This is a genomic window from Actinomycetospora sp. ABD4_176 (assembly GCF_056311855.1).
The window spans coordinates 274,414-295,134 of record NZ_CM149974.1 but is presented as its reverse complement, the minus strand read 5'-3'; the positions used below and the strand labels follow the sequence as shown (position 1 = coordinate 295,134).

Annotated in this window: 20 protein-coding genes; 9 read left to right on the top strand and 11 right to left on the bottom strand. The window is 75.7% G+C overall.

Annotated elements, in window-relative coordinates:
• Position 1 precedes the first annotated feature (1 nt).
• Positions 2-1,042, top strand: coding sequence for an alpha/beta fold hydrolase (locus ACYX4T_RS01385; RefSeq protein ID WP_476012793.1), 1,041 nt, complete (start codon positions 2-4; stop codon positions 1,040-1,042).
• On the opposite strand, the gene ACYX4T_RS01380 is transcribed toward ACYX4T_RS01385, so the two are convergent.
• From ACYX4T_RS01380 to ACYX4T_RS01370, 3 genes are read right to left on the bottom strand one after another with little or no spacing between them, the layout of a single operon-like run.
• Positions 1,039-1,353, bottom strand: a complete 315-nt coding sequence (locus ACYX4T_RS01380; RefSeq protein WP_476012792.1) for an STAS domain-containing protein — start codon at positions 1,351-1,353, stop codon at positions 1,039-1,041. The genes ACYX4T_RS01385 and ACYX4T_RS01380 overlap by 4 nt on opposite strands.
• Positions 1,354-1,365: 12 nt before the next feature.
• Positions 1,366-2,442 carry a cobalamin B12-binding domain-containing protein gene (locus ACYX4T_RS01375; protein ID WP_476012791.1) on the bottom strand — a complete coding sequence of 359 codons (1,077 nt, stop codon included), beginning with the start codon at positions 2,440-2,442 and terminating at the stop codon, positions 1,366-1,368.
• Positions 2,439-4,241, bottom strand: a complete 1,803-nt coding sequence (locus ACYX4T_RS01370; RefSeq protein ID WP_476012790.1) for a PP2C family protein-serine/threonine phosphatase — start codon at positions 4,239-4,241, stop codon at positions 2,439-2,441. Before ACYX4T_RS01370 ends, ACYX4T_RS01375 begins: the two co-directional genes overlap by 4 nt.
• A 230-nt stretch (positions 4,242-4,471) precedes the next feature.
• Between ACYX4T_RS01370 and ACYX4T_RS01365 the strand changes: the two genes are divergently transcribed.
• The 3 genes from ACYX4T_RS01365 (at position 4,472) to ACYX4T_RS01355 (ending at position 7,346) form a co-directional block, all read left to right on the top strand.
• Positions 4,472-4,903 carry a GlcG/HbpS family heme-binding protein gene (locus tag ACYX4T_RS01365; RefSeq protein WP_476012789.1) on the top strand — a complete coding sequence of 144 codons (432 nt, stop codon included), beginning with the start codon at positions 4,472-4,474 and terminating at the stop codon, positions 4,901-4,903.
• Between the two features lie 121 nt (positions 4,904-5,024).
• Positions 5,025-5,672, top strand: coding sequence for an OmpA family protein (locus tag ACYX4T_RS01360; RefSeq protein ID WP_476012788.1), 648 nt, complete (start codon positions 5,025-5,027; stop codon positions 5,670-5,672).
• 78 nt (positions 5,673-5,750) lie between these two features.
• Positions 5,751-7,346, top strand: coding sequence for an IS1182 family transposase (locus ACYX4T_RS01355; RefSeq protein ID WP_476012787.1), 1,596 nt, complete (start codon positions 5,751-5,753; stop codon positions 7,344-7,346).
• A gap of 157 nt (positions 7,347-7,503) precedes the next feature.
• Here the strand turns inward: ACYX4T_RS01355 and fdh are convergent, their stop codons facing one another.
• Positions 7,504-10,770 (bottom strand): formate dehydrogenase, encoded by a 3,267-nt coding sequence (gene fdh, locus ACYX4T_RS01350; protein ID WP_476015159.1) that lies wholly within the window; start codon positions 10,768-10,770, stop codon positions 7,504-7,506.
• Between the two features lie 177 nt (positions 10,771-10,947).
• Here fdh and ACYX4T_RS01345 point away from each other — a divergent pair, with 177 nt between their 5' ends.
• The gene (locus tag ACYX4T_RS01345; protein ID WP_476012786.1) at positions 10,948-11,274 is read left to right on the top strand and encodes a YrhK family protein; all 327 of its coding nucleotides are present in this window, start codon (positions 10,948-10,950) and stop codon (positions 11,272-11,274) included.
• A 130-nt stretch (positions 11,275-11,404) separates the two neighbouring features.
• On the top strand, positions 11,405-11,743 hold the full coding sequence (locus ACYX4T_RS01340) for a hypothetical protein (RefSeq protein ID WP_476012785.1): 339 nt from the start codon (positions 11,405-11,407) through the stop codon (positions 11,741-11,743).
• Positions 11,744-11,795: 52 nt separating this feature from the next.
• Here ACYX4T_RS01340 and ACYX4T_RS01335 read toward each other — a convergent pair whose 3' ends face one another.
• The gene (locus tag ACYX4T_RS01335) at positions 11,796-12,815 is read right to left on the bottom strand and encodes an SDR family NAD(P)-dependent oxidoreductase (protein ID WP_476012784.1); all 1,020 of its coding nucleotides are present in this window, start codon (positions 12,813-12,815) and stop codon (positions 11,796-11,798) included.
• A gap of 306 nt (positions 12,816-13,121) precedes the next feature.
• Here ACYX4T_RS01335 and ACYX4T_RS01330 point away from each other — a divergent pair, with 306 nt between their 5' ends.
• Positions 13,122-13,814 carry a hypothetical protein gene (locus ACYX4T_RS01330; protein ID WP_476012783.1) on the top strand — a complete coding sequence of 231 codons (693 nt, stop codon included), beginning with the start codon at positions 13,122-13,124 and terminating at the stop codon, positions 13,812-13,814.
• A gap of 63 nt (positions 13,815-13,877) precedes the next feature.
• On the opposite strand, the gene ACYX4T_RS01325 is transcribed toward ACYX4T_RS01330, so the two are convergent.
• From ACYX4T_RS01325 to ACYX4T_RS01315, 3 genes are read right to left on the bottom strand one after another with little or no spacing between them, the layout of a single operon-like run.
• Positions 13,878-14,891, bottom strand: coding sequence for an NAD(P)-dependent alcohol dehydrogenase (locus tag ACYX4T_RS01325; protein WP_476012782.1), 1,014 nt, complete (start codon positions 14,889-14,891; stop codon positions 13,878-13,880).
• Positions 14,892-14,909: 18 nt separating this feature from the next.
• Positions 14,910-15,269, bottom strand: a complete 360-nt coding sequence (locus ACYX4T_RS01320) for a hypothetical protein (RefSeq protein WP_476012781.1) — start codon at positions 15,267-15,269, stop codon at positions 14,910-14,912.
• Positions 15,270-15,307: 38 nt separating this feature from the next.
• Positions 15,308-15,883: a superoxide dismutase gene (locus ACYX4T_RS01315; protein ID WP_476012780.1), complete on the bottom strand. Its 576-nt coding sequence runs from the start codon at positions 15,881-15,883 to the stop codon at positions 15,308-15,310.
• Between the two features lie 148 nt (positions 15,884-16,031).
• Between ACYX4T_RS01315 and ACYX4T_RS01310 the strand changes: the two genes are divergently transcribed.
• On the top strand, positions 16,032-17,426 hold the full coding sequence (locus ACYX4T_RS01310) for an FAD-binding oxidoreductase (RefSeq protein WP_476012779.1): 1,395 nt from the start codon (positions 16,032-16,034) through the stop codon (positions 17,424-17,426).
• 37 nt (positions 17,427-17,463) lie between these two features.
• Positions 17,464-17,964 carry a hypothetical protein gene (locus tag ACYX4T_RS01305; RefSeq protein ID WP_476012778.1) on the top strand — a complete coding sequence of 167 codons (501 nt, stop codon included), beginning with the start codon at positions 17,464-17,466 and terminating at the stop codon, positions 17,962-17,964.
• A 75-nt stretch (positions 17,965-18,039) separates the two neighbouring features.
• Here the strand turns inward: ACYX4T_RS01305 and ACYX4T_RS01300 are convergent, their stop codons facing one another.
• The 3 genes from ACYX4T_RS01300 to ACYX4T_RS01290 all read right to left on the bottom strand — a co-directional run bounded on the left by ACYX4T_RS01300 (position 18,040) and on the right by ACYX4T_RS01290 (position 20,614).
• Positions 18,040-18,678: a thermonuclease family protein gene (locus tag ACYX4T_RS01300; RefSeq protein WP_476012777.1), complete on the bottom strand. Its 639-nt coding sequence runs from the start codon at positions 18,676-18,678 to the stop codon at positions 18,040-18,042.
• 65 nt (positions 18,679-18,743) lie between these two features.
• Positions 18,744-19,934: a cytochrome P450 gene (locus ACYX4T_RS01295; protein ID WP_476012776.1), complete on the bottom strand. Its 1,191-nt coding sequence runs from the start codon at positions 19,932-19,934 to the stop codon at positions 18,744-18,746.
• Positions 19,931-20,614 carry a TetR/AcrR family transcriptional regulator gene (locus ACYX4T_RS01290; RefSeq protein WP_476012775.1) on the bottom strand — a complete coding sequence of 228 codons (684 nt, stop codon included), beginning with the start codon at positions 20,612-20,614 and terminating at the stop codon, positions 19,931-19,933. The genes ACYX4T_RS01295 and ACYX4T_RS01290 overlap by 4 nt, the downstream gene beginning before the upstream one ends.
• Positions 20,615-20,721 lie beyond the last annotated feature (107 nt).

Sequence of the window (20,721 nt, the reverse complement as noted above, 5' to 3'; positions counted from 1 at the left end):
CATGCCGGGTGTGCGGGCCGCCGAGGTCCAGGGCCGCATCCGCACCCACTACCTCGAGTCCGGGCCGTCCGACGGCGAGCCCGTGGTGTTCGTGCACGGCAACCTCTCGACGGGCCGGTTCTTCGAGCACCTCATGCCCGGCGCGCCCGAGCGCTGGCACATCCTCGCCCCGGACATGCGCTGCTTCGGACGCTCCGAGGCCGCCCCGATCGACGCGACGCGCGGGCTCGGCGACTGGGCCGACGACCTGATCGGGTTCCTCGACGCGCTGGGGATCGACCGCCCCGCGCACCTCGTCGGCTGGTCCACGGCGGGCGCCGCGATCGCCCTCGTGGCGCGCGCCCGGCCCGTGGCGTCGCTGACCTTCCTCGACCCCGTCGCGCCCTACGGGTTCGGCGGGACCTTCCGCGACGGCAGCCCCTGCTGGCCCGACTTCGCGGGCTCCGGCGCCGGGGTCGCGAACCCCGAGTTCGTCCGCCGCCTGCGCGAGGGCGACCGCGGCGAGGACAGCCCGCTCTCGCCCCGCAACGTCATGAACGCGACCTACTGGCGCGCCGGGCACCGCGAGCCCCGCGACCGCGAGGACGTGCTCGTCGACGAGATCCTGCTGACGACGATCTCCGACGACGGCTACCCGGGCGACGCGCAGAGCTCGGAGAACTGGCCGGGCAGCGCGCCGGGCACCCGCGGGCTGCTCAACGCGCTGTCGCCGAAGTACTGCGACTGGTCGTGGCTGCCCACGCTCGCCGAGAAGCCGCCGGTGCTCTGGACCCACGGCAGCGACGACGTCGTGGTCGCCGACGGGTCGGCGCTGGAGCTCGGCACCCTCGGCGCGGGCGGGGTCGTGCCCGGCTGGCCCGGCGCCGACGCCTTCCCGCCCCAGCCGATGGTCAGCCAGATCCGCGAGGTGCTCGAGGCCTACCGCGCGGCGGGCGGGCGCGCGGAGATCGAGGAGTTCACGGGCTCCGGCCACGGCCCGCACGTCGACGCCGCCGAGCGGTGGGCGGCGACCTACTGGGCGTTCGTGGAGAGCGTGCGCTAGCTGAAGACCTGGTCCAGCCCGGTGAGCTTCAGCGCGCGGGCGGGCTGGCCGCGGGCCCCGCGGAGCACGAAGGTGGCGCCGACCTCGGTCGCGCGGCGGTGGGCGCCGAGCAGGACGCGCAGGCCGCAGGAGTCGCAGTAGGTCACCTCGGCGAGGTCGACGACGAGGTCCGCGGGCGGGTCGTGGAGCGCGGCGCCGACGGCGTCGTCGAGGCGGCCGTGGCTGTCGTAGTCGAGGTCACCGCCCACCACCACGACGGCCCGACCACCGGGGCCGTCCGTCCGCTCGGTGCGGATCGTCAGCTCGGGCATCGCGCCACCTCCTCACCCCACCGGGGCGGGCCGGCCTCCGTGGGCCCCGGGAGCGGAGCGGAGGAGTCGGACCGTGCGGGGGGAGTCTGCCAACGCCGCGGCCAACGCGTCGAGAGCGGGCGCGACCTCGCCGGTCCGCAGGCCGTCGGGGATCGTCACCGTGCCGACCCAGCGCACGAAGCCGTCGAAGAGGCCGGGGTCGTCGACGAACACGGCGGCGGCGAGGAAGTCGACGAGGTGCCCGAGGTCGTCGGCGAGCTCGTCGGGCACGTCGGCGGTCCCGGGCCGGACGGCCGCGGCGACGTGGCGCACGAGCTCGGCGCGGCGGGCGTGCAGCACCGCCTGCTCCTCGCGGGCCGGGACATCGCCGGGGGTGCCCGGGGTGCCGGTCGCCCTCGGGTCGGCGTCGGCGTCCTCGTCGGCGAACCACGGACCGTCGGGGTCCGCGGCGAGCATGGCGGCCGCCGCCCGGCCGTCGGGCGCCCAGCCGTCGGCGCCGACGGCGCGCGCCCACCGGCCGTCCTCGCCGAACGCGGCCCCGCCGGCGAGCACCGGCGTGCCCGTGGCGTGGCAGGCCTCGACCATCCGCCGCGCGGCGGGCAGCCGGGAGGGCAGCGAGCTGGAGATCGCGACGACGTCCGGCCCGGCCCGGTGCACGTGCGTCGCGAGCTGCGCGGCCGGCACCGAGGCGCCGAGGAACTCCACCGTCCAGCCGTGCCGGGCGAGGACCTCGGCGAGCAGCCGCGCGGGCAGCCCGTGCCACTCGCCGTCGAGGCAGGCCACCGCGACCTTCCCGAGCCCGCTCGGCACGGGCGCCGGGGCGCGCTGCGCGACCGCCGCGACGACCCGCTCGCTGATATGGGTGGCGACGTGCTCCTGCACGACGGTCCACTCCCCCGCCGCCCATAGGTCGCCGACCTCGCGCTGCGCGCCGGCGACGACGTCGAGCAGCACCGTCTCGGCGTCGACGCCCGCGTCGAGGGCACCGAGCGCCACCGCCACCGCGCCGGGCTCGTCGGACGCGGCGAGCCGCTCGAGGTACGCGGCGCGCAGGGCGTCCGGGTCATCGCCCGGGGACGTGCTGGTCACGCCTCGGTCCTCGGCGGCGCGGCGGCCGCGTGCGGGGGTGCCTGGACGGCGAGCATCGCGATGTCGTCGTGGTCGTGACCGTCGAGCCAGGACACGACGGTCTGCTCGAGGTACTCGCAGAGCACGGCGGCCGGGGTGCCGGCACAGCGCGGGAGGGCCTCGGCGAGACGCTCCTCGCCGAAGAAGTCACCGGCGCCGCGGGCCTCGACGACGCCGTCGCTGTAGAGCAGGCAGGTGTCGCCGGGTGAGAGCAGCACCTCGGCCTCGCCGAACCGGGCCCCGCGCAGGCCGCCGACGAGCATCCCGGCCACCGGCACCGCCTCGACCTCCCCGTTCGCGCGCAGCACCAGCGGCGGCGGGTGCCCGCCCGTGGCCAGCCGCAGCGCGACCGTGCCGTCGCCCCGGGTGCGGGCGTCGCCGAGCACCATCGTCGCGAACCGCGGGCTCTCGTCGCGGGTGGCGACGGCGTCGAGCAGGGCGGTGTTGAGCAGCGGGAGCAGGCGGCCCGGACGGTCCTCGAGCAGCCGCAGCGCGTGCCACGACTGCCGGACCCGCCCGGAGAGCACCGCGGCCTCGATGCCCTTGCCGCACACGTCGCCGAGCAGGAACGCCGACCGCTGTTCCCCGGGGTCGAGCTCCCCTATCGGCGTGCTCCCCCGATTGCTGCGTCTCCCGGAGCCGTCGACGACCTCGTAGAAGTCGCCCCCGACCCGCATCGTCTCGCGCGCCGGGCGGTAGGCCGCGCCCCACGCGATGCCGGGGGTGGCGGGCAGGCGCGGCGCGGCGAGGCTCTCCTGGAGGACGGCCCCGAGGTGGGCCTGCTCCTCGTGCAGCGCGGCCGCGGCCAGCGCGGCGCCGGCGCGGGCCACGTAGGAGGTGAGCACGTCCTCCTCGGCGACGGCGAGCGGGTCGCCGAGGCCCGGTCCCGCGCTGCGGGGGCCGGCGAGCACGACGAGGGCGTCGACGACCCCGGTGGTCGGCACCGCGAGCGCGCGCACGGCCCCGGCGGGCGCCTCCAGCCCCGTCAGCGTCGCCAGGTCGGCGGTGAGGAACGGGTCGCCGGTGCCGGCACCCTCGCCGGTCAGCGCGGCGGCGAGGCGGGGGACGCGGGCGAGGTCGGCGGCCTCCGCGTGGCCGAGGCGGGGGCGCCCGCCGCCGAGCTCCGCGGACGCCCAGGTGACGGTGTCGTCGTGGCGCACGACGAGCGTCACGCCCGCGGCCAGGCGCGGGACGGCGAGCGCGGCGACGCGGCGCGCGGTGCGGTCGAGGTGCAGGACGCCGTGCAGCGCCCGCCCGGCCTCGGCGAGGAAGGCGGCGCGCTCCTGGGCGGCGAGCAGCGTGTCGGCGCGCGCGTGCTCGCCGGTGACGTCGCGCAGGTACCAGGTGGTGTCGCCGTCCCGGGGCTCCGGCGGCGGGGGCGGGGCCGCGCCGAGGACCGGACCGCGGCGGCCGCGCAGGTGGCGCTCGCCCTCGGGGTGGACGACGACCGTCTCGAAGCTCGCGGGCGCGTCCCGGTCGTGGACCGCGCGCGAGAGTACCTCGCAGCGGGCCGCGTCGACGACCTCGCCGACGCGCAGCCGGGGAAGGAGCTCGCGGGCGGCGGGGTTCGCGGCGCGCACGACACCGGCGCGGTCGCAGACGACGACACCCTCCTCGAGCCCGTCGAGCAGGCCCGGTCCGCCGTCGGGCGGCGGGGCCGGGCGCGCGGGGGTGGTCGCGGCGGCGGGGGCGTCGGCGGGCTCGGCGGACCCGGCCGGCCCGGCGGCCTCGCGTGTCGGGGCGCCGTGACGTCCCTCCATGCCGCCCCCTCCCGTCCGACGATCCGGATCACCGTAGTCGACCGCCGGCCGGGACACCGTCACCTGCGGGCGACCGGACGGCGAGCCGTCGGTGACCGCGGACGAGCGGTGGGTGACGACGGACGGCCGGGCGGGCGCCACCCGGACGGTGTCCGCGACGGCCCGTCCCGCGGCGGCCCGCCTGCGCCGTCCGGTGTGATGCGGGCGGGCGCGGTGGGTACCGGCCCGCCATGAGCATCAGCCTGGAGCAGGCCCAGAGCATCGTGTCCGCCGCGCTCGCGCACGCCCGCGCGCAGGGGTTCAAGCCGCTCACGGTGGCGGTGCTCGACCCGGGCGGCGCGGTCGTGGCGCTGGGCCGCGAGGACGGGTCGGGCTTCCTGCGCCCCGACGTCGCCACCGCCAAGGCCTACGGCGTGCTCGGTCTCGGCATGGACAGCCGGGCGATCGCCGCGCGCGCCGCGGACTCGGCGGAGTTCTTCACCTCGGTCGCGTCGCTGACCGGCGGCAAGGTGTTCTCGGTGCCCGGCGGGGTGTTCATCCACGACGACGCCGGCGCCCTGCTCGGTGCGGCGGGCGCCAGCGGGGACGCCTCGCTCGCCGACGAGGAGGCCGTCGTCGCCGGCATCCAGGCCGCCGGCCTCACCCCCCGGACGGGCGCCTGACGGCAGGTGGTCCGATCGTCGCAGTGTCACGCGGCCGTCCGGATGGATTCTCGATACTCCCGAGCAAGATCGGCCGAGGACCGGGCACAGTGCCGTGCGACCGGAGGAGGTGGCGCGGGCCGTGACTGGCGGCGGTCTCCATCGCGGGCGTGTCACGGGCGGCCCCAACACCGGCGCGCACTGGTGGGGTGGTCGCGGCCCGGCCGGCGGCGGCTCGCACGCGGCGCCCGGCGGCCGTCGGCGCCTGCCGGTGCTCCTGCTCCTGCTGGGGGTCCTCGTCCTGGGCGGTGTCGCCGTCGCCGTCGCGGTCACCGGCACGTCCGACCCGCCACCGGCGCCGGCCGCCTCGCGCGCGCCGGCCCCGCCGCTGTCCGCCGCCTCCGGCACGCCGGCGACGTCCACCGCCGGCGGCGCCGACGTCGCCGTCCTGCAGGACACGATCGACGACGTCCTCGCGGCCACACCGCTGCGCTTCCCGCCGGACGGCGCCACGCCGGTGGACGGGGCCGACGAGGCCGTCGAGCGCCTGGCCGGGGCGTTGCGCGCGGCCCCCGACTCGCCGGTCACCGTCGAGGGCCACACCGCCCCGACCGGCGAGGACACCGACGACGCCCAGGACCTCTCGCAGCAGCGCGCCGAGGAGATCGTGCGCCGGCTGGAGGCGGCCGGGGTCCCCGCCGGCAGCCTCACCGCCGTCGGCGTCGGGTCGCAGCGGCCGCGGGACTCGCTCGCGGCCAGCCGCCGGGTCGAGGTCCGGGTGACCGACTGACGGCCCGGACTAGGAGACTGCTGAAGAACTCAGCGCGTCGGCGCTGGTGGTCGGCGCTCGGGCTGGGATCCTCTTTGGGTGCAGGGGCGCTCTGATGATCAGCGTGAGTTGCTGGATGTGGAGTCGGTCGCCGGGCATCTGCTCAAGCCGGGCAGCGTGTTCGCGTTCCTGGCCGCCCACCGGATGAGGCTGTTCGCGCCGGAGCTGTTCAGCGACCTGTTCCCGACCCGCCGGGGCCGGCCGAGTGTGCCGCCGGAGGTGGTGGCCAGCGTGCTGGTGCTCCAGGCGCTGCACGGGCTGTCGGACCGGGAGGTGGTGGAGGCACTGACGTTCGATCTGCGGTGGAAAGCCGCGTGCGGGCTGGCGATCACCGATGCCGCGTTCGACCCGTCGACGTTGACCTACTGGCGACGTCGGCTGGCCGCCTCGGCCCGCCCGAACCGCATCTTCGAGGTCGTCGCGCAGGTCATCGCCGCGTCCGGGGCGGTGGCGGGGAAGACCCGCCGGGCGCTGGACTCGACGATCCTGGATGACGCGGTGGCCCGCCAGGACACCGTGACCCAGCTGATCGCCGCGGTCCGTCGGGTCGCTCGCGAGGTTCCCGACGGCGCCGAGATCGTCGCAACGGTCGCCACGAGCGGGCACGACTACGCGAAGACCGGCAAGCCCGAGATCGCTTGGGACGATCCGGCCGCTCGCGACGAGTTGGTCTCGACACTGGTGGGCGACGCGCTGGCGGTGCTCGCCGAGCTCGAGGAACGCCATCCCGACAGCGCGGGGCTGGAGGCCAAGGCGGCCGAGGCGGTGGCGTTGCTTGCCCTGGTCGCGGGCCAGGACGTCGAACCCGCGGAGGGCTCGGATGGCACCGACGGCCGCTGGCGCATCGCCCGCCAGGTCGCCCCGGACCGGGTGATCTCCACCGTCGATCCCGACACCCGCCACGCCCACAAGAGCCGCGAACGCCGCCAGGACGGGTTCAAGGCCCATGTGGTGGTCGAGCCCGACACCGGGCTGATCACCAACACCGCCCTGACCAAGGCCACCGGGCCGGACAACAGCGACGCCACCGTGGGCATCGGCCTGCTGGCCGGCGATGCGAGTGTGGACTCCGCGGTCGGTGACCCGGTCGAGGTGCTGGCCGACTCGGCCTACGGCACCGGCGACGCGCTGGCCGTGCTCGAGCAGGCCGGCCACACCGCGGTGATCAAGCCGTGGCCGCTGCGTCCTGCCATCGAGGGCGGGTTCACCCTCGACGACTTCGCCGTCGACGAGACCGCCGGCACCGTCACCTGCCCCAACGGGCTCACCCGTCCCATCACCGCCAGCCGCACAGTGAACTTCAGGGCGGCCTGCACCGGCTGCCCGCTCCGCGCCCGCTGCACCAACTCCGCGCACGGCAGGAAGCTGGCGCTGCATCCCCACCACGAGCTCCACCGCGCCCACCGAGCCCGCGCCAGCACCGACCCCGGCTTCGCCGAGACCTACCGGCGTCACCGACCGATGGTGGAGCGCTCCATCGCCTGGCTGACCCGCGGCAACCGCCGCGTCCCCCACCGCGGCGTGACCAAGAACAACGCCTGGCTGCACACCCGCGTCGCCGCGATCAACCTGCGCCGCCTGCTCACCCTCGGGCTGCACCTCGACCACGACCGCTGGACCCTCGCCGCGGCCTGACCCCGGCCCTCGGCTCCAGCCTCGACACAACCGTCGACCCGGGCCACCATCGTCGCCGGGCGGGGCGACCTCTCGTCGCACCCACGGGTGCTGACCTCACCGCAGCGCGACTGCCGCGAGGCGCCCCGCCCCCCAACCCCACTTCTTCAGCGGTCTCCTAGGTCGGCAGGACCCCCGCCCGCCGCCGGTAGTCGTCGACGAACGCCAGCAGCTCCGGACCCCGCGGCCGGCGCCCGGCGACGACGTCGCACGTCCCGGTCTTGGTATCCATGATGTGGACGTTGGGGTCCAGCGAGATGCCGATGAGCTCGTTGGCGGCGTCGCCGGTGACGAGCCCGTTCGGCCCCCAGTGCCACGGCAGCCCCACCTGGTGCACGAGCTCGCCGTCGATGCGCAGCGGCTTGCAGCGCTCGGTGACGACGACGCGGGCCTCGATCGCCGACCGCGCGGTGACGATCGTGGCCCAGCCCGTGTGCTCCAGGCCCCGCTCGGCGGCCAGCGCCGGGGAGACCTCGACGAACATCTCCGGCGCGAGCTCCGCGAGGTAGGGCGTCCACCGGCTCATCCCGCCCGCCGTGTGGTGCTCGGCGATGCGGAACGTCGTGAACGCGTAGGGGAACACCTCCGAGCCCGGCTGGTGGTCCGACGGGTTGTAGAGGTTGTCGGGCCGCTCGAAGCGCTGCCGCGCGGGGTTGGCCCGGGTCGCCGGGTGCACCGCGTTGCGCGTCGGCGACTCCTCCGGCTCGTAGTGCACCGGCATCGGGCCGTCGGCCAGCCCGGTCGGAGCGTAGAGCCAGATCCGCCCGTCGGCCTGCATGATGAACGGCTCGTCACCGCCGATGGCGTCCTGGGCCGTGGCGCCCTCGGGCGGCCGGTAGGACGGCGGCTTCGTGGCCTCGAAGTCCGGCACGTCGTGCCCGGTCCAGGACTGCGACTCCTCGTCCCACCACACGTAGGCCTTGCGCTCGCTCCACGGCCGGCCCTCGGGATCGGCCGAGGCGCGGTTGTAGAGCACGCGCCGGTTCATCGGCCACGCCCAGCCCCACTCCAGCGCGGCGAGGCTCTCCCCGCCGCCGGGCGTGCGCCGGGCGGCCTGGTTGACGCCGTCGGCGTAGACGCCCGAGTAGATCCAGCACCCGCAGGAGGTGGAGCCGTCGTCCGCCAACGCGGTGTAGCCCGACACCGGGTCACCCTGCGCGTCGACCCCGCTGATCTCCTTGAGGACCGCGTGCGCGTCGGGGTCGCCGTGCGGCCCCTCAGTGGGGTAGTCCCAGGTCAGCGCCCGGATCCCGTCGTCGCGGGACAGGCCGGAGTCCGCCAGCCGCGCCCGGATCCGCCGGCCCAGCTCGTGGACGAACCACAGGTCGCTGCGCGCGTCGCCCGGCGGCTCGACGGCCTTGTGCCGCCACTGCAGCAGTCGCTGGGTGTTGGTGAACGACCCCTCCTTCTCGACGTGCGTGGCCGCGGGCAGCAGGAAGACCTCGGTGTCGATGTCCTCGGTGCGCATCTCGCCGGTCTCGATCTCGGGCCCGTCCTTCCAGAACGTGGCCGTCTCGATCTCCTGCAGGTCACGCACCACCAGCCACCTCAGCGCCGCGAGGCCCTGGCGCTGCTGCTTGGAGTTCGTCGTCCCGACCGCGGGGTTCTCGCCGAGGACGAAGTAGCCCTCGCAGTGCCCGTCGATCATGTTGAGGACGGTGGTGAACGTCGAGTGGTCGCCGGTGATCCGCGGGACGAGGTCGAAGCAGAAGTCGTTCTCCGGGGTGGCCGCGTCGCCGTACCAGGCCTTGAGCAGGCTCACCATGTAGGCGGGCATGTTGCCCCAGAAGCCCTTGGCCGCCGCGTCGGCCTCGAGGAAGTCCGACAGCTCCATCTTCTTGTGGGCGTGCGGCATCGGGATGTAGCCCGGCAACAGGTCGTAGAGCGTCGGGATGTCGGTGGAGCCCTGGATGGTGGCGTGCCCGCGCAGGGCCATGATCCCGCCGCCGGGCCGGCCGACGTTGCCCAGCAGGCCCTGCAGGATCGAGGCGCAGCGGATGTACTGCACGCCGACCGTGTGCTGGGTCCAGCCCACCGAGTAGACCCACATCGTGGTGCGCTCGCGCCCGGAGTTCGCGCAGATCGCCTCGGCGACCTGGTGGAACTGGCCCACCGACATCCCGCAGACCCGCGAGACCATCTCCGGGGTGTAGCGCGCGAAGTGGCGCTTGAGCACCTGGTACACGCAGCGCGGGTGCGTCAGCGTGTCGTCGCGGACCGGCTCGCCGCGGAAGTTCGCCCCGCCCGACCCCGCCGACTCGGACTGGCCGAGCAGGTGGGTCAGGCGGTTCGACTCGCGGCGGGCCTCGGGCTGGTGCTCGTCGGAGTCCCACTGGTCGCGGTCGCCGGAGGCGGCGGCCACGTCGGCGCCCTCGTACTGCCAGGTCGACGTGTCGTAGGTGCCCGACCCGGGGTCCCACCCGGAGTAGAGCCCCTCGTCGCCGACGTCGGCGAACTCCTCGGTCACCAGCAGCGGGGCGTTGGTGTAGGCGACGACGTACTCGCGGAAGTCCTTCTCCTCCGAGAGGACGTGGTTGATCAGCCCACCGAGGAAGGCGATGTCGGTGCCGGGCCGGATCGGGACGTGCGCGTCCGCCACGGCGCTGGTGCGCGTGAAGCGCGGGTCGACGTGGATGATCTTCGCACCGCGCGCCTTGGCCTCCATGACCCACTGGAAGCCGACCGGGTGTGCCTCGGCCATGTTCGAGCCCTCGAGCACGACGCAGTCGGCCTGCGCGATGTCCTGCTGGGTGTTGGTGGCGCCGCCGCGCCCGAAGCTGGTCCCCAGACCGGGGACGGTGGAGCTGTGTCAGATGCGCGCCTGGTTCTCCACCTGGACGGCGCCGATCGCGGTGTAGAGCTTCTTGAGGAGGTAGTTCTCCTCGTTGTCCAGCGTGGCGCCGCCGAGGTGGGCGATGCCCAGCGTGCGGTGCAGGACGCGGCCCTCGTCGTCGGTGTCCTGCCAGGTCCGCGCCCGGGTGTCGACGACGCGGTCGGCGATCATGTCCATCGCCGTGTCGAGGTCGAGGTCCTCCCAGTCGGTGCCGCCGGGCCGGCGGTAGCGCACGCGCGTCACCCGCGACGGCGAGGTCACCAGGGACAGGCTCGACGAGCCGCGGGGGCAGAGCCGGCCGCGGCTGATCGGCGAGTCCGGGTCGCCCTCGATCTGGGTGACGCGCCCGTCCTTCGCGTACACGCGCTGGCCGCAGCCGACGGCGCAGAAGGGGCACACCGAGCGGGTGACGCTGTCGGCGTCCGCCGTGCGCGCGTGCCACTCGGTGTCGGAGGACGACTCGACCGCGGCACCGCGTCCCAGGGGGTCGGGACCGGTCAGCTGGCGGACCAACGGCCAGGAGCGGATCAGGTCGGCCGCACGGCGGGACAGGCTCACGGCAAGCGCCTCCGGAGGTCTCCGGGTGGTGGGGGCGCACGGCTGCCGAGGGTGAACCGAGTGGGAGAACGGTGTCACCGGCCGGAGGAGAGCGCAAACAGGGGCGACGACGTTTGCGGCGCCGCCGGATCACCCACCTCTCGGCGACCCGCCCGACCCCGTGGAGGAGCCATGAGCCAGCAGACCGACGAATCGGACCGTTCGGACCCCGACGCCGGGCACGAGGGCGAGGCCATCACCCTCACGCTCGGCGACCGCGAGATCGTGCTGCGCCAGCGCTACGAGCTGCTGAGCATCCTCAACGACATCGGCATCTTCCTGTTCTTCACCATCGGCAGCATCGCCTTCTACTGGCACGAGCTGTTCAACGTGGGCGTGACGCTGTTCGTCATCGGCAGCGTGCAGCTCGGCATCCGCCCGCTCATCCGCTTCACCCGTCGCGTCCAGCTGCGCAAGGCCTCCCGGGGCATGCCGCACGAGGTGGCGCGGGACTTCTGAGGTCGCCGCTGTCCGCGTCCCGCAGCGCGGGGACTCCGGAGGGCCCGGCGGGGTCGGGCCGTTGGACCCCTGCCCCCGCGGGCACCGCGCTGTTGCCTCGGAGGCCCGCAGCTCCGGGAGGTGACCGACGATGGGCGACATCGACGAGACCGGCCGCACGCAGGCCACGCGGGACGGGCCGCCGGACGACGAGGAGCCGCTGGCGAGGCTGAAGGTCCGCGACATCAAGCGCCGGCTCGACGGGCACGAGACGGAGGCCGACATCGCGCGCGACTTCCGGATCCGTCCCGCGACCGTCCGCCGGATCCGGGACGGCGAGGTGTGGGCCGACGTGCCGAGCCCGACCGGTCGACCCTGGCCCCTCGACCTCGGCCTGTGGGGGGAGCCCGGTGGGGAGAGCGAGCGAGCCTTCCCTCCTCGGCGTCGGACCTCCCGGGACGACCCGGCACCGCGGCGCGGGGACACCTGAGCCACGGACGAGCCACCACGGACGAGCCACCGACCCACGCCGGGCGACCGGGTCAGCGCCGCGGCGTCTCGTCGTCGAGCTCGTGGTGGCGGACGGCGGCGCCGCGGTCGAGCGTCGTCAGCACCCGCTGCCACCACGGCTGCTCGGGCAGCGTGTGCCCGGGCTGCGGGGAGTCGTCGCCCGGCGCCGGGAGCAGGCGGTCGACGAGCGCCAGCGCCCGCTGGGTCAGCCCGGGGGCGAGCCCGTGCACGCGCAGCCCGACCTTCGCCGCCGGCGTCAGCACGACCTCGGGCCGCCCGGCGAGCCCGCCCGCGACGATCCGGCGGGCCGCGGCGCCCGCGTCCATGGACAGCAGCGGGAGCGACGCCAGCGTCGTGAACCACCGCAGCTCGCGCTCGCGGTCGCCGCCGACCAGGGCGTTGCGCGTGGACCCGGTGCGCATGAGCCCCGGGACGACGGTCGTGACGCTGATCCCGTCGCGACCGGCCTCGGTGCGCAGGGACTCGGCGAAGCCGACCGTCGCGAACTTCGCCGCGGTGTAGGGCAGCAGGCGCGGTGTGGGGATCTTCCCGCCGATCGAGCTGATGACGACGACCCGTCCCCCGCCGCGGCGGCGCATCACGTCGACGGCGGCCATCACCGGGTACACGGCGCTCCAGAAGATCGCGTCGTGGGCGTCGGCGACGTCCTGCGCGGTCAGCGCGCGCACCGGCGCGACCTGGATGATCCCGGCGTTGGCGACGACGACGTCGAGGCGCCCGAGCTGCGTCATCGCCGTCTCGACGACCGCCTCGGCGGCGGGTCGTGACGCGAGGTCGGCGGGCAACGTCAGCACCGTCGCGCCGGTGGCCTCGAGGTCGACGCGGGCCGCCTCCAGCCCGTCGGCGGAGCGGGCCACGACGGCCAGGTCGTGGCCGCGCCGGCCCAGCTCCTGCGCGATGAGGAACCCCAGCCCCCGGCTGGCGCCGAGCACCAGCGCCACCGGGCGGTCACCCCCGCCGCGGCCGGTCGCGGACGCGGGGCCGTCGGGCGCCGGGGTGTCCTCGCGGGTCCCGGTGCGTTCGTCCAGCACGACGATCCCTCCCAGGGCGCACGGCGTTCTCCGGGCGTCGGCGGCCCCGTCCGTGCTCGCGGACGCCGCCGATCGTGCCCGCGGCTACCCGCGCGACCGCCGTCGCTACCGGCGCCCGGTCCGACGGACGCCGGCCCGGCCGGGACCGGGCACGTCGCGGTTTCACGACGCCGTCACCGGACACCCCCGGTCATCGGGTTGAGCGAGCCAGCCCATTCCTCCGGCGGACACACCGCCGTTCCCGGCGTGCGACACCGCGGCGAGCCGCGGCCGACGACGCGCGCCCACCTCCGGCAAGGGAGCCCCATGAGCACGCGCAACACCGTCCTGCACGCCCTGCACGACGTCGGCCTGGCCGCCTGGTTCGGCGGCTCGCTGTTCGGCCTCGCGGGCCTGAACGCGGCGGCCGAGGAGGCCGGCGACCGGCGCACCGCCGACCGTGTCTCCAGCATCGGCTGGGCCAAGTGGAGTCCGGTCAACGTCGCCGCCATCGCTGCCCACACGATCGGCGGCGCCGGCCTGCTGGCCGAGAACCGCAAGCGTGCGCTGGCCCAGAAGGGCCACACCGGCACGGTCAACGCCAAGCTCGCGCTGACCGTCGCCGCGATCGCCGCGTCCGGCTACACGCGCATCGTCGGCAAGAAGGTCGAGGACGCGGTCGTCCACCAGGCGTCCGGCGTGTCGTCGTCGACCACCTCGACGCTCTCCGACGCCACCGCCAAGCAGGGCGGCGGCAGCGGCGTGGGCGAGGCCGCCCGCGAGGCCGACAAGCGCATCGGGCAGGCCGCCAGCACCGTCGCCGAGCAGCTGCCGGCCGACGTCGCGAGCGCCAACCGCCAGCTGCACGCCCTGCAGTACGCGATCCCGGTGCTCACCGGCGCGATCGTCGTGCTCTCCGCGCAGGCCAGCGAGCAGCAGCGCCCGGGCGACCAGGTCCGGGGCATCGCCCGCCGCGCCGGCTCCGCCGTGCAGTCGATCGCCTCCGCGGCGGCGGCCTGACCGCCCAGGAGTTCCCCTCACCGGCCGGTACCGCCCCTCGCGGTGCCGGCCGGTGGTGTGTCGTCAGTCGGGACGCACGACCGCCTTGATGGCGTCGGGGTCCCGGCGGGCGGCGAGCAGCGCGTCCTCGGCGCCGTCGAGGTCGTGGTGCGAGGTCACCATGTCGTCGAGCCGCACCGCCCCGGACGCCGCCAGCGCGATCGCCGCCGGGTAGACGTGGGCGTAGCGGAAGGTCCCCTTGACCACCAGCTCGCGGGACTGCACGACGTCCAGCGGCAGCGTCACCTGCTCCCCCGTGCCGACGAGCACGACGGTCGCGGCGGGCGCGGTCGCGGAGATCGCGAGGTCCACCGCGGCCTGCACGCCCGTGCACTCCAGCACGACGTCGACCGGCGCGAGCCCCGGGTCGCCGGCGGCGGGGTCGACGACCGCGTCGGCGCCGAACTCGAGGGCCTTGGCGCGTCGCCGCTCCACCGGGTCGGAGACCGCGACGTGCGCGGCGCCCCGGGCCTTCGCGACCTGCAGGCAGAGCAGCCCGACCGGCCCGGCGCCGCTGACGAACACGCGCACGTCCGGCCCGATCTCCGCCTTGCCCGCGGCGTGCACCGCGACGGCCAGCGGCTCGATCATCGCCGCGGCGTCGTCGGTCAGGCCGTCGGGCACGGGGTGGGCGCGGGTGGTGGGGACCACGACGTACTGCGCGAACGACCCGTCGATCGGCGGGGTCGCGAAGAACGCGATCCACGGGCATAGGTGGTAGCGCCCGCGGACGCACTGCTCGCAGCGCCCGCAGTTGCGCTGCGGCTCGACCGCGACGCGCGTCCCGACCGCCGGCGCCTCGACGCCCTCGCCCAGGGCGCTGACCACGCCCGAGGTCTCGTGCCCGAGGACGAGCGGGGCGTGCATGACGAACCCGCCGATGCGACCGTGGTCGTAGTAGTGCACGTCGGAGCCGCAGACGCTCACCGCCCGCACCGCGACCTGCACCTCCCCCGGGCCGGGCTCGGGGACCGGGCGGTTCTCGACGGTCATGTGCTCGGGCTCCTGGAGCACGGCCACGCGCTGCTCGACGGTCATGGACCCGGGGTACCCGACTCAATCGACGGCTGCGCGGACCTTCCGCGACGGCGAGAAGACACGCAGGTCGAGCATCCCCGGCGGCTCGGCGACCCCGGGTCCGCCCGCGTCGACCCACGCGACGACCTCGTCCTCGGTCTCGGCGTCGAGGACCCCGAACAGCCACACCGGCCGCGCGCCCGCGGCCCGCCCGTCCCGCGACGGGGACACGACCACGACGTTGGAGTACGCGCAGGCGTCGAGGCAGTCGGTGACCCGCACGCGCGCGCCCGTCGCCTCGAACCGGGCGAGCTGGGCGCGGTGGTCGATCTCGGGGTGCTTGCGCGCGGTGCCGCAGCAGCAGCCGCGGCAGACGGTGAGGGACGGGCCGCTGGTCATCACCCGCGACGGTACGTCAGCGGACGATCACCGCTGCCTCAGCGCCAGGTCGACGTGAGGCAGGCCAGGCGCCCGCCGGCGGTGCCCGCCTCGCCCGGTGCGGTCGCCGTCATCTCCTCCTCGTGCACGACCACCGAGGCCGGCGCCCGCTCCGGGAACCCGAACGGCACGGTGGCGGTCGCCGTGCCCGCCCCGGCCGCGTCGGTGCGCAGGTCCAGCCACACCTCGTTCTGCGGGTTCGCGTACGCGGGATCGGACGAGGGCGCCTGCGGCGTGGCGGCCGGGTCGACGCGGTTCTGGAAGTGCGGCCCGGCGTCGGCGCCGGTGGGTCCGCACGGCCGGACGTGGGCGTGCACCGCGTAGCCGCGGTCCGGGCGCATCCCCGCGACCCGGAACGTCGCCGTCGTCGAGCCCTCCGCCGGCACGACCTCGAGCACGAGCCGCGCGCCCGCCGGTGCGGCGTCGGGCGTGTAGGTCAGGGCGGGCCCGCCCTGCGCGGCCGGGGCGAGGACGCCCTCGGTCACGAGCGGGGCGGCCGCCTCGGAGGACGAGCAGCTCGCGACGAGCGCGGCACCCGCGAGGAGCAGGGCGATGTGGGCGGAACGGCGCAGCACGGGACGATCCTGGCAGGAGCCGGCGCACCCGGCGTCACCGGCCACTCACCCGGCGTGTCCCCGCCGCCGTCGAGACCTCCTGCCGGACCGGCCCGGCGGTTACCGTGGAGCCGGCCCTCGGGCGGGTCCGACGACGAAGGGGACGCCGATGACCACCACCTCCGTGACGGCGACCGTTCCCGTCGTGCGCGCGCTGGTCGCGGCCCTGCCCGCGGGGCGGGTCGTCGAGGACCCCGACGTCCTCGCGAGCTACGCCCACGACGACGCCGAGTGGGCCCCGCACGCGCGGCCGGCGGCCGTCGTGCGCCCCCGCACCGCCGAGGAGTGCCGGGACGTCGTGCTCGCGTGCCTGGCGCACCGCGCGCCGGTGGTGCCGCGCGGCGCGGGCACCGGGCTCTCGGGCGGGGCCAACGCCACCGAGGACAGCGTGGTGCTCTCCACCGAGCACATGACCGAGGTGCTCGAGATCGACGGCGCCGAGCGGCTGGCGGTCGTGCAGCCCGGCGTGGTCAACGACCACCTGCGCGCGGCCTGCGCCGACCAGGGCCTCTGGTACCCGCCGGACCCGGCGAGCTCGCCCTGGTCGACGATCGGCGGCAACGTCGCCACCAACGCCGGCGGCGTGTGCTGCGTGAAGTACGGCGTCACCCGCGACTACGTGCTCGGGGTGCAGGTGGTCAACGGGCTCGGCGAGCTCGTCCGGCTCGGGCGGCGCACCGCCAAGGGCGTCGCCGGGCTCGACCTCGCGGGGCTGATGGTGGGCTCGGAGGGCACGCTCGGCGTGATCACCGAGGTCACCGTGAAGCTGCGGCCCGCCCGCGCGCCCGAGCACACCGTCGCGGGCTACTTCGACTCGGTCGTCGACGCCGGGCGTGCCGTCGCGGCGATCACGGCGGCCGGGCTGACGCCCTCGGCGCTCGAACTCGTCGACCGCACCTGCCTCGAGGCCGTCGACGCCTGGAAGAACATGGGTCTGGCCGCCGAGGCCGACGTCGTGCTGCTGGGCCGCTCCGACGCGCCGGGTGCCGCCGGCGACGCGGAGGCGGCGGAGATGCTGCGCCACTTCTCCGACGCGGGGGCGACGTTCTCCGCGCAGGCGGCCGACGCCGAGGAGGCCGAGGCGCTCTTCGCCGCGCGCCGGCTGGCCTACCCGGCGCTGGAACGGCTCGGGCCGGTGCTCACCGAGGACGTCTGCGTGCCCCGCGCCGCCGTGCCCGAGATGCTCGCCCGCATCCAGGAGATCGGCCGCCGCCACGACACGACGATCGCCAACCTCGCCCACGCCGGCGACGGCAACCTGCACCCGCTGCTCATCACCCCGGTCGGCGACGAGCCGGCCCGGCAGCGCGCGCAGGCGGCGTTCGAGGAGATCCTCGCCGACGCCCTCGCGCTCGGCGGCACGGTCACCGGCGAGCACGGCATCGGCCTGCTCAAGCGGGACGGCCTGCACCGGGAGCAGGCCCCCGAGGTGCTCGCGATGCAGCACGCCGTGAAGGCCGCCCTCGACCCGCACGGGATCCTCAACCCCGGCAAGGGCATCTGAGCCGTTTCCCGGTGGTGGGCCCCGGGAAGTCCGCGCCGTGACCGACGTCCCGGCCCCCGACGCGTACGACGACCACGGCGGCTCCGTCCGCCACGAGACCGGCGAGGACGCGCCCGGCCCCGATCGCCGCGGCGACCTCGACGAGGCCACCGTCGAGGCGCTGGGCAAGCTGAGCGAGGGCTTGGAGTTCGTGGAGCGCGCCCGCGGCCACCTCTACGCGTTCCACCAGCTCTCGGGCACCGCCGACCTCACCATCGGCACCGCCGTCAACGCCTTCCGCGAGGCCGGTCACGACGCGATCGCCGACCGGCTCGCCGACGAGCTCGTGGGGCGGAACCTGCTCGAGGGGCGCTGGAGCTTCCAGATCGTCGAGGAGTACGACGACACCTACTGGTCGGTGGTCCGCGACCACGAGCGCCGGGCCCGCGAGCAGCTCGGGGGCGGGCGGCGGCACGTGTTCGAGGCGGCGATGAAGGAGTCGCGCCGCACCCACGGGCGCCGGCACCACGAGGCGCGGCCGGGCGACGAGGTGCGCTGAGGCGCCGCACGGCGTGTCGCGCGGGCGAGGATGTGGCGATCCTGGCTTCTGTTGCCAGCGATGCCGCATCGCTCGTCAGGAGCCGCCGGAGGTGGAGGTGGCGCTGGAGCTGTCGGTGGTCGTGGGGCTCGTCGTGTCCGGCGTGGCGGCGCCGCGGCAGGGTGCGCCCCACACGCCGCGCTCGGCGAGGCGGGCGCGGTCCTGGGCCGCGCGGACCGGTGGCATGGCGGCCGGGTCGGCGCCCACCGGGTAGGCGCGGGCGATGCCGGCCTCGGCGGCGAGCACCGCGTAGTCGGCGCCGTCGAGGGTGACCGCGGCGAGGCGGCGGTCGAAGCGGTCGGTCGCGGGCCCACCCACGAGCCGGACCGCGCGGCGGTCGAGGACGCGCGAGGCGAAGGCGGTGGCCTGCGCGCCGTAGCACGTGCCCGGCGGCTGCACCCCCAGGGCACGCACCCGCACGACCGCGCCGCCGTCGGGCAGGCGGACGTCGAGCGTCACCGCGTCGACCACCCGCTCCACGACGACCCGCTCCCCCCGTGGGGCGGTGCCGACGCCGGTGAGGGCGGCCGCGGGGTCCGCGGGAGGGACGGGCCCCGCGGCCACCGGTGCGGCTCCCGGCGAGCCCGGGGCGGTCACCAGCGTCACGACGGCGGCCGCCGCGCAGACGGCGACGGCGACGCCGAGGAGGAGGCGGGCGAGCGCGACGCGGGACACGCGCTCATGGTGACTGATCGTGATGGGTAGTCGACGTTCGGTCACCGGGGGCGTCGGTCACCCGATCAGGTCGCGACCACCGGCAGCCGTCGCGTGCCGAGCACACGACCCGTGTACGGCCGCTGCTCCCCCTCGCCCACGGACAGCCCAGCGTAGCGAGCGGTCATCTCCTCGAGCGCCACGCGCGCCTCGAGACGGGCGAGCGGCGCGCCGAGGCAGAAGTGGATGCCGTGACCGAACGCGGTCTGGGCGCCGCCGCCGATGCCGGGGCGGGTGGGGTCGAAGCGCTCGGGGTCCGGGTGCGCGTCGGGGTCGTGGGTGGCCGAGAGCAGCCACGGCATGACGAACGAGCGCGCCGGCACCGTCGTCCCCGCGACCTCGACGTCGCGCGTGGTGGCCCGCGCGGTTAGCGGGAAGGGCGGGCGCAGCCGCAGCACCTCCTCGATCGTCGCGGGGATCGTCGACGGGTCCGCGCGCAGCGCCGCCCACGCGCCGGGGTGCTCGTCGAGCATCCGCACCGCGTTGCCCAGCAGCAGCGTGGTCGTGATGTGGCCGGCGAAGAGCAGCAGCATCGAGAAGTTGGCGGCCTCCTCGTCGTCGAGGACCCGGCCGTCGACCTCCGTGGTCACGAGCGCGGACACGAGGTCGTCGGCGGGCTCGGCGCGCCGGGTGCGGCACCAGTCGCCGAGGTAGCCGGTGATCTCGCCCAGCGCGTCGCGGACGCGGGGGTCGTCGACCGCCTCCTTCGGGTCGTCGACCTGCATCGAGAACAGCCCGTCGGCCCACTCCCGGAACCGGCCGCGGTCGGCGGCGGGCAGCCCGAGCATCTCGGCGATGACGGTGACGGGCAGCGGGAAGGCCAGGGTGTCGACGAGGTCGAAGGTGGCGGGGGCGTCGGGGAGCATCTCGCGGGTCAGCTCGCGGATGCGCGGCTCGAGCCCGGCCACGCGCTTCGGGGTGAACGACCGGCTGACGAGGTGGCGCAGCGCCCCGTGCTCCGGCGGGTCGAGGCGGGTGAGCATGCCCTTGCTCATCTGCTGCGCCTGCGGCATCACCGCCGAGAAGTCCGAGCTGAACGTGGCCGTGTCGCGCAGCACGAGCTCGACGTCGGCGGCGCGGGTGACGTGGTGCACGCCGTAGCGGTCACGCCAGACGGGCGCCTCGGCGCGCAGGTGGGCGAGCCAGTCGAGGACGGCGGGCAGGTCGGCGACGTCGGGGGGCAGGTCGCGGTCTCGGGTGGTGTCGGTGCTGGTCATGGCTCCTCCGGGAGGGCCGCGGTGAGGTGGTGGAGGGTGCGCTCGTAGAGCGCGGCGAGGCCGGGGGCCGCCGCCGCGAGGGCGGCCGGGTCCGGCTGTCCGGGCGGGGTGAAGCCCGCCCGGACGACGGCGGCGAGAGCGTCGGCCCGGGCCGTGACGTCCATCCCGGCACCGGCCGGGACGAGGTGGTCGACGAAGAAGCCGATGCTGGCGGCGTTCAACCGGTAGGTCAGATCGGGCGTCGTGGCCGGGTCGTCGGCGAGCAGGCCGTGCCGGTGGAGCAGCGCGACGTGCTCGCGGGCGAACTCCGACTTGTCGGTGACGACCTCGAGCCCGGTCTTCGTGTCGGTGGCGATCGCGCCGAGGACCTCGACGTCGCCCGCGAACAGGGCCCGGGTGAGCGGCCGGTGCTGGACCGCGAGGAACGTCCGGCGCAGGGTGACGTCGAGCGCGGCCTCGGCCGGGTCCGCCCGCAGCGCGGCGAGCAGCTCCGCGGTGACGTCGACCGACTCCCGCACCAGCACCCCGGCGAAGAGCTCGAGCTTGCTGGCGAAGTGCAGGTACACGGTGCCCTTGCCCACGCCGGCCCGGCGGGCGACGTCCTCGACGGTGACCCGCCGGTAGCCGTGGGCGAGCAGCAGCTCCCCCGCCGCGTCCAGCATCTGCGCCACCCGGCCCACGCGGCCCTCCTCGCCGACCCGTGACCAGATTTCTCATCCGGTCACGGGTCACGGTAGGCCTCGACGTGCCGCGCGGACAGCCCTCGCGCGGAGATCATCGGACCGGC

Excerpts from the sequence above, each read along its gene's own strand:
- ACYX4T_RS01385 (WP_476012793.1), top strand. The coding sequence starts at position 2 with ATGCCGGGTGTGCGGGCCGCCGAGGTCCAGGGCCGCATCCGCACCCAC.
- ACYX4T_RS01380 (WP_476012792.1), bottom strand. The coding sequence starts at position 1,353 with ATGCCCGAGCTGACGATCCGCACCGAGCGGACGGACGGCCCCGGTGGT.
- ACYX4T_RS01370 (WP_476012790.1), bottom strand. The coding sequence starts at position 4,241 with ATGGAGGGACGTCACGGCGCCCCGACACGCGAGGCCGCCGGGCCGGCC.
- ACYX4T_RS01365 (WP_476012789.1), top strand. The coding sequence starts at position 4,472 with ATGAGCATCAGCCTGGAGCAGGCCCAGAGCATCGTGTCCGCCGCGCTC.
- ACYX4T_RS01345 (WP_476012786.1), top strand. The coding sequence starts at position 10,948 with ATGAGCCAGCAGACCGACGAATCGGACCGTTCGGACCCCGACGCCGGG.
- ACYX4T_RS01340 (WP_476012785.1), top strand. The coding sequence starts at position 11,405 with ATGGGCGACATCGACGAGACCGGCCGCACGCAGGCCACGCGGGACGGG.
- ACYX4T_RS01330 (WP_476012783.1), top strand. The coding sequence starts at position 13,122 with ATGAGCACGCGCAACACCGTCCTGCACGCCCTGCACGACGTCGGCCTG.
- ACYX4T_RS01325 (WP_476012782.1), bottom strand. The coding sequence starts at position 14,891 with ATGACCGTCGAGCAGCGCGTGGCCGTGCTCCAGGAGCCCGAGCACATG.
- ACYX4T_RS01320 (WP_476012781.1), bottom strand. The coding sequence starts at position 15,269 with ATGACCAGCGGCCCGTCCCTCACCGTCTGCCGCGGCTGCTGCTGCGGC.
- ACYX4T_RS01310 (WP_476012779.1), top strand. The coding sequence starts at position 16,032 with ATGACCACCACCTCCGTGACGGCGACCGTTCCCGTCGTGCGCGCGCTG.
- ACYX4T_RS01295 (WP_476012776.1), bottom strand. The coding sequence starts at position 19,934 with ATGACCAGCACCGACACCACCCGAGACCGCGACCTGCCCCCCGACGTC.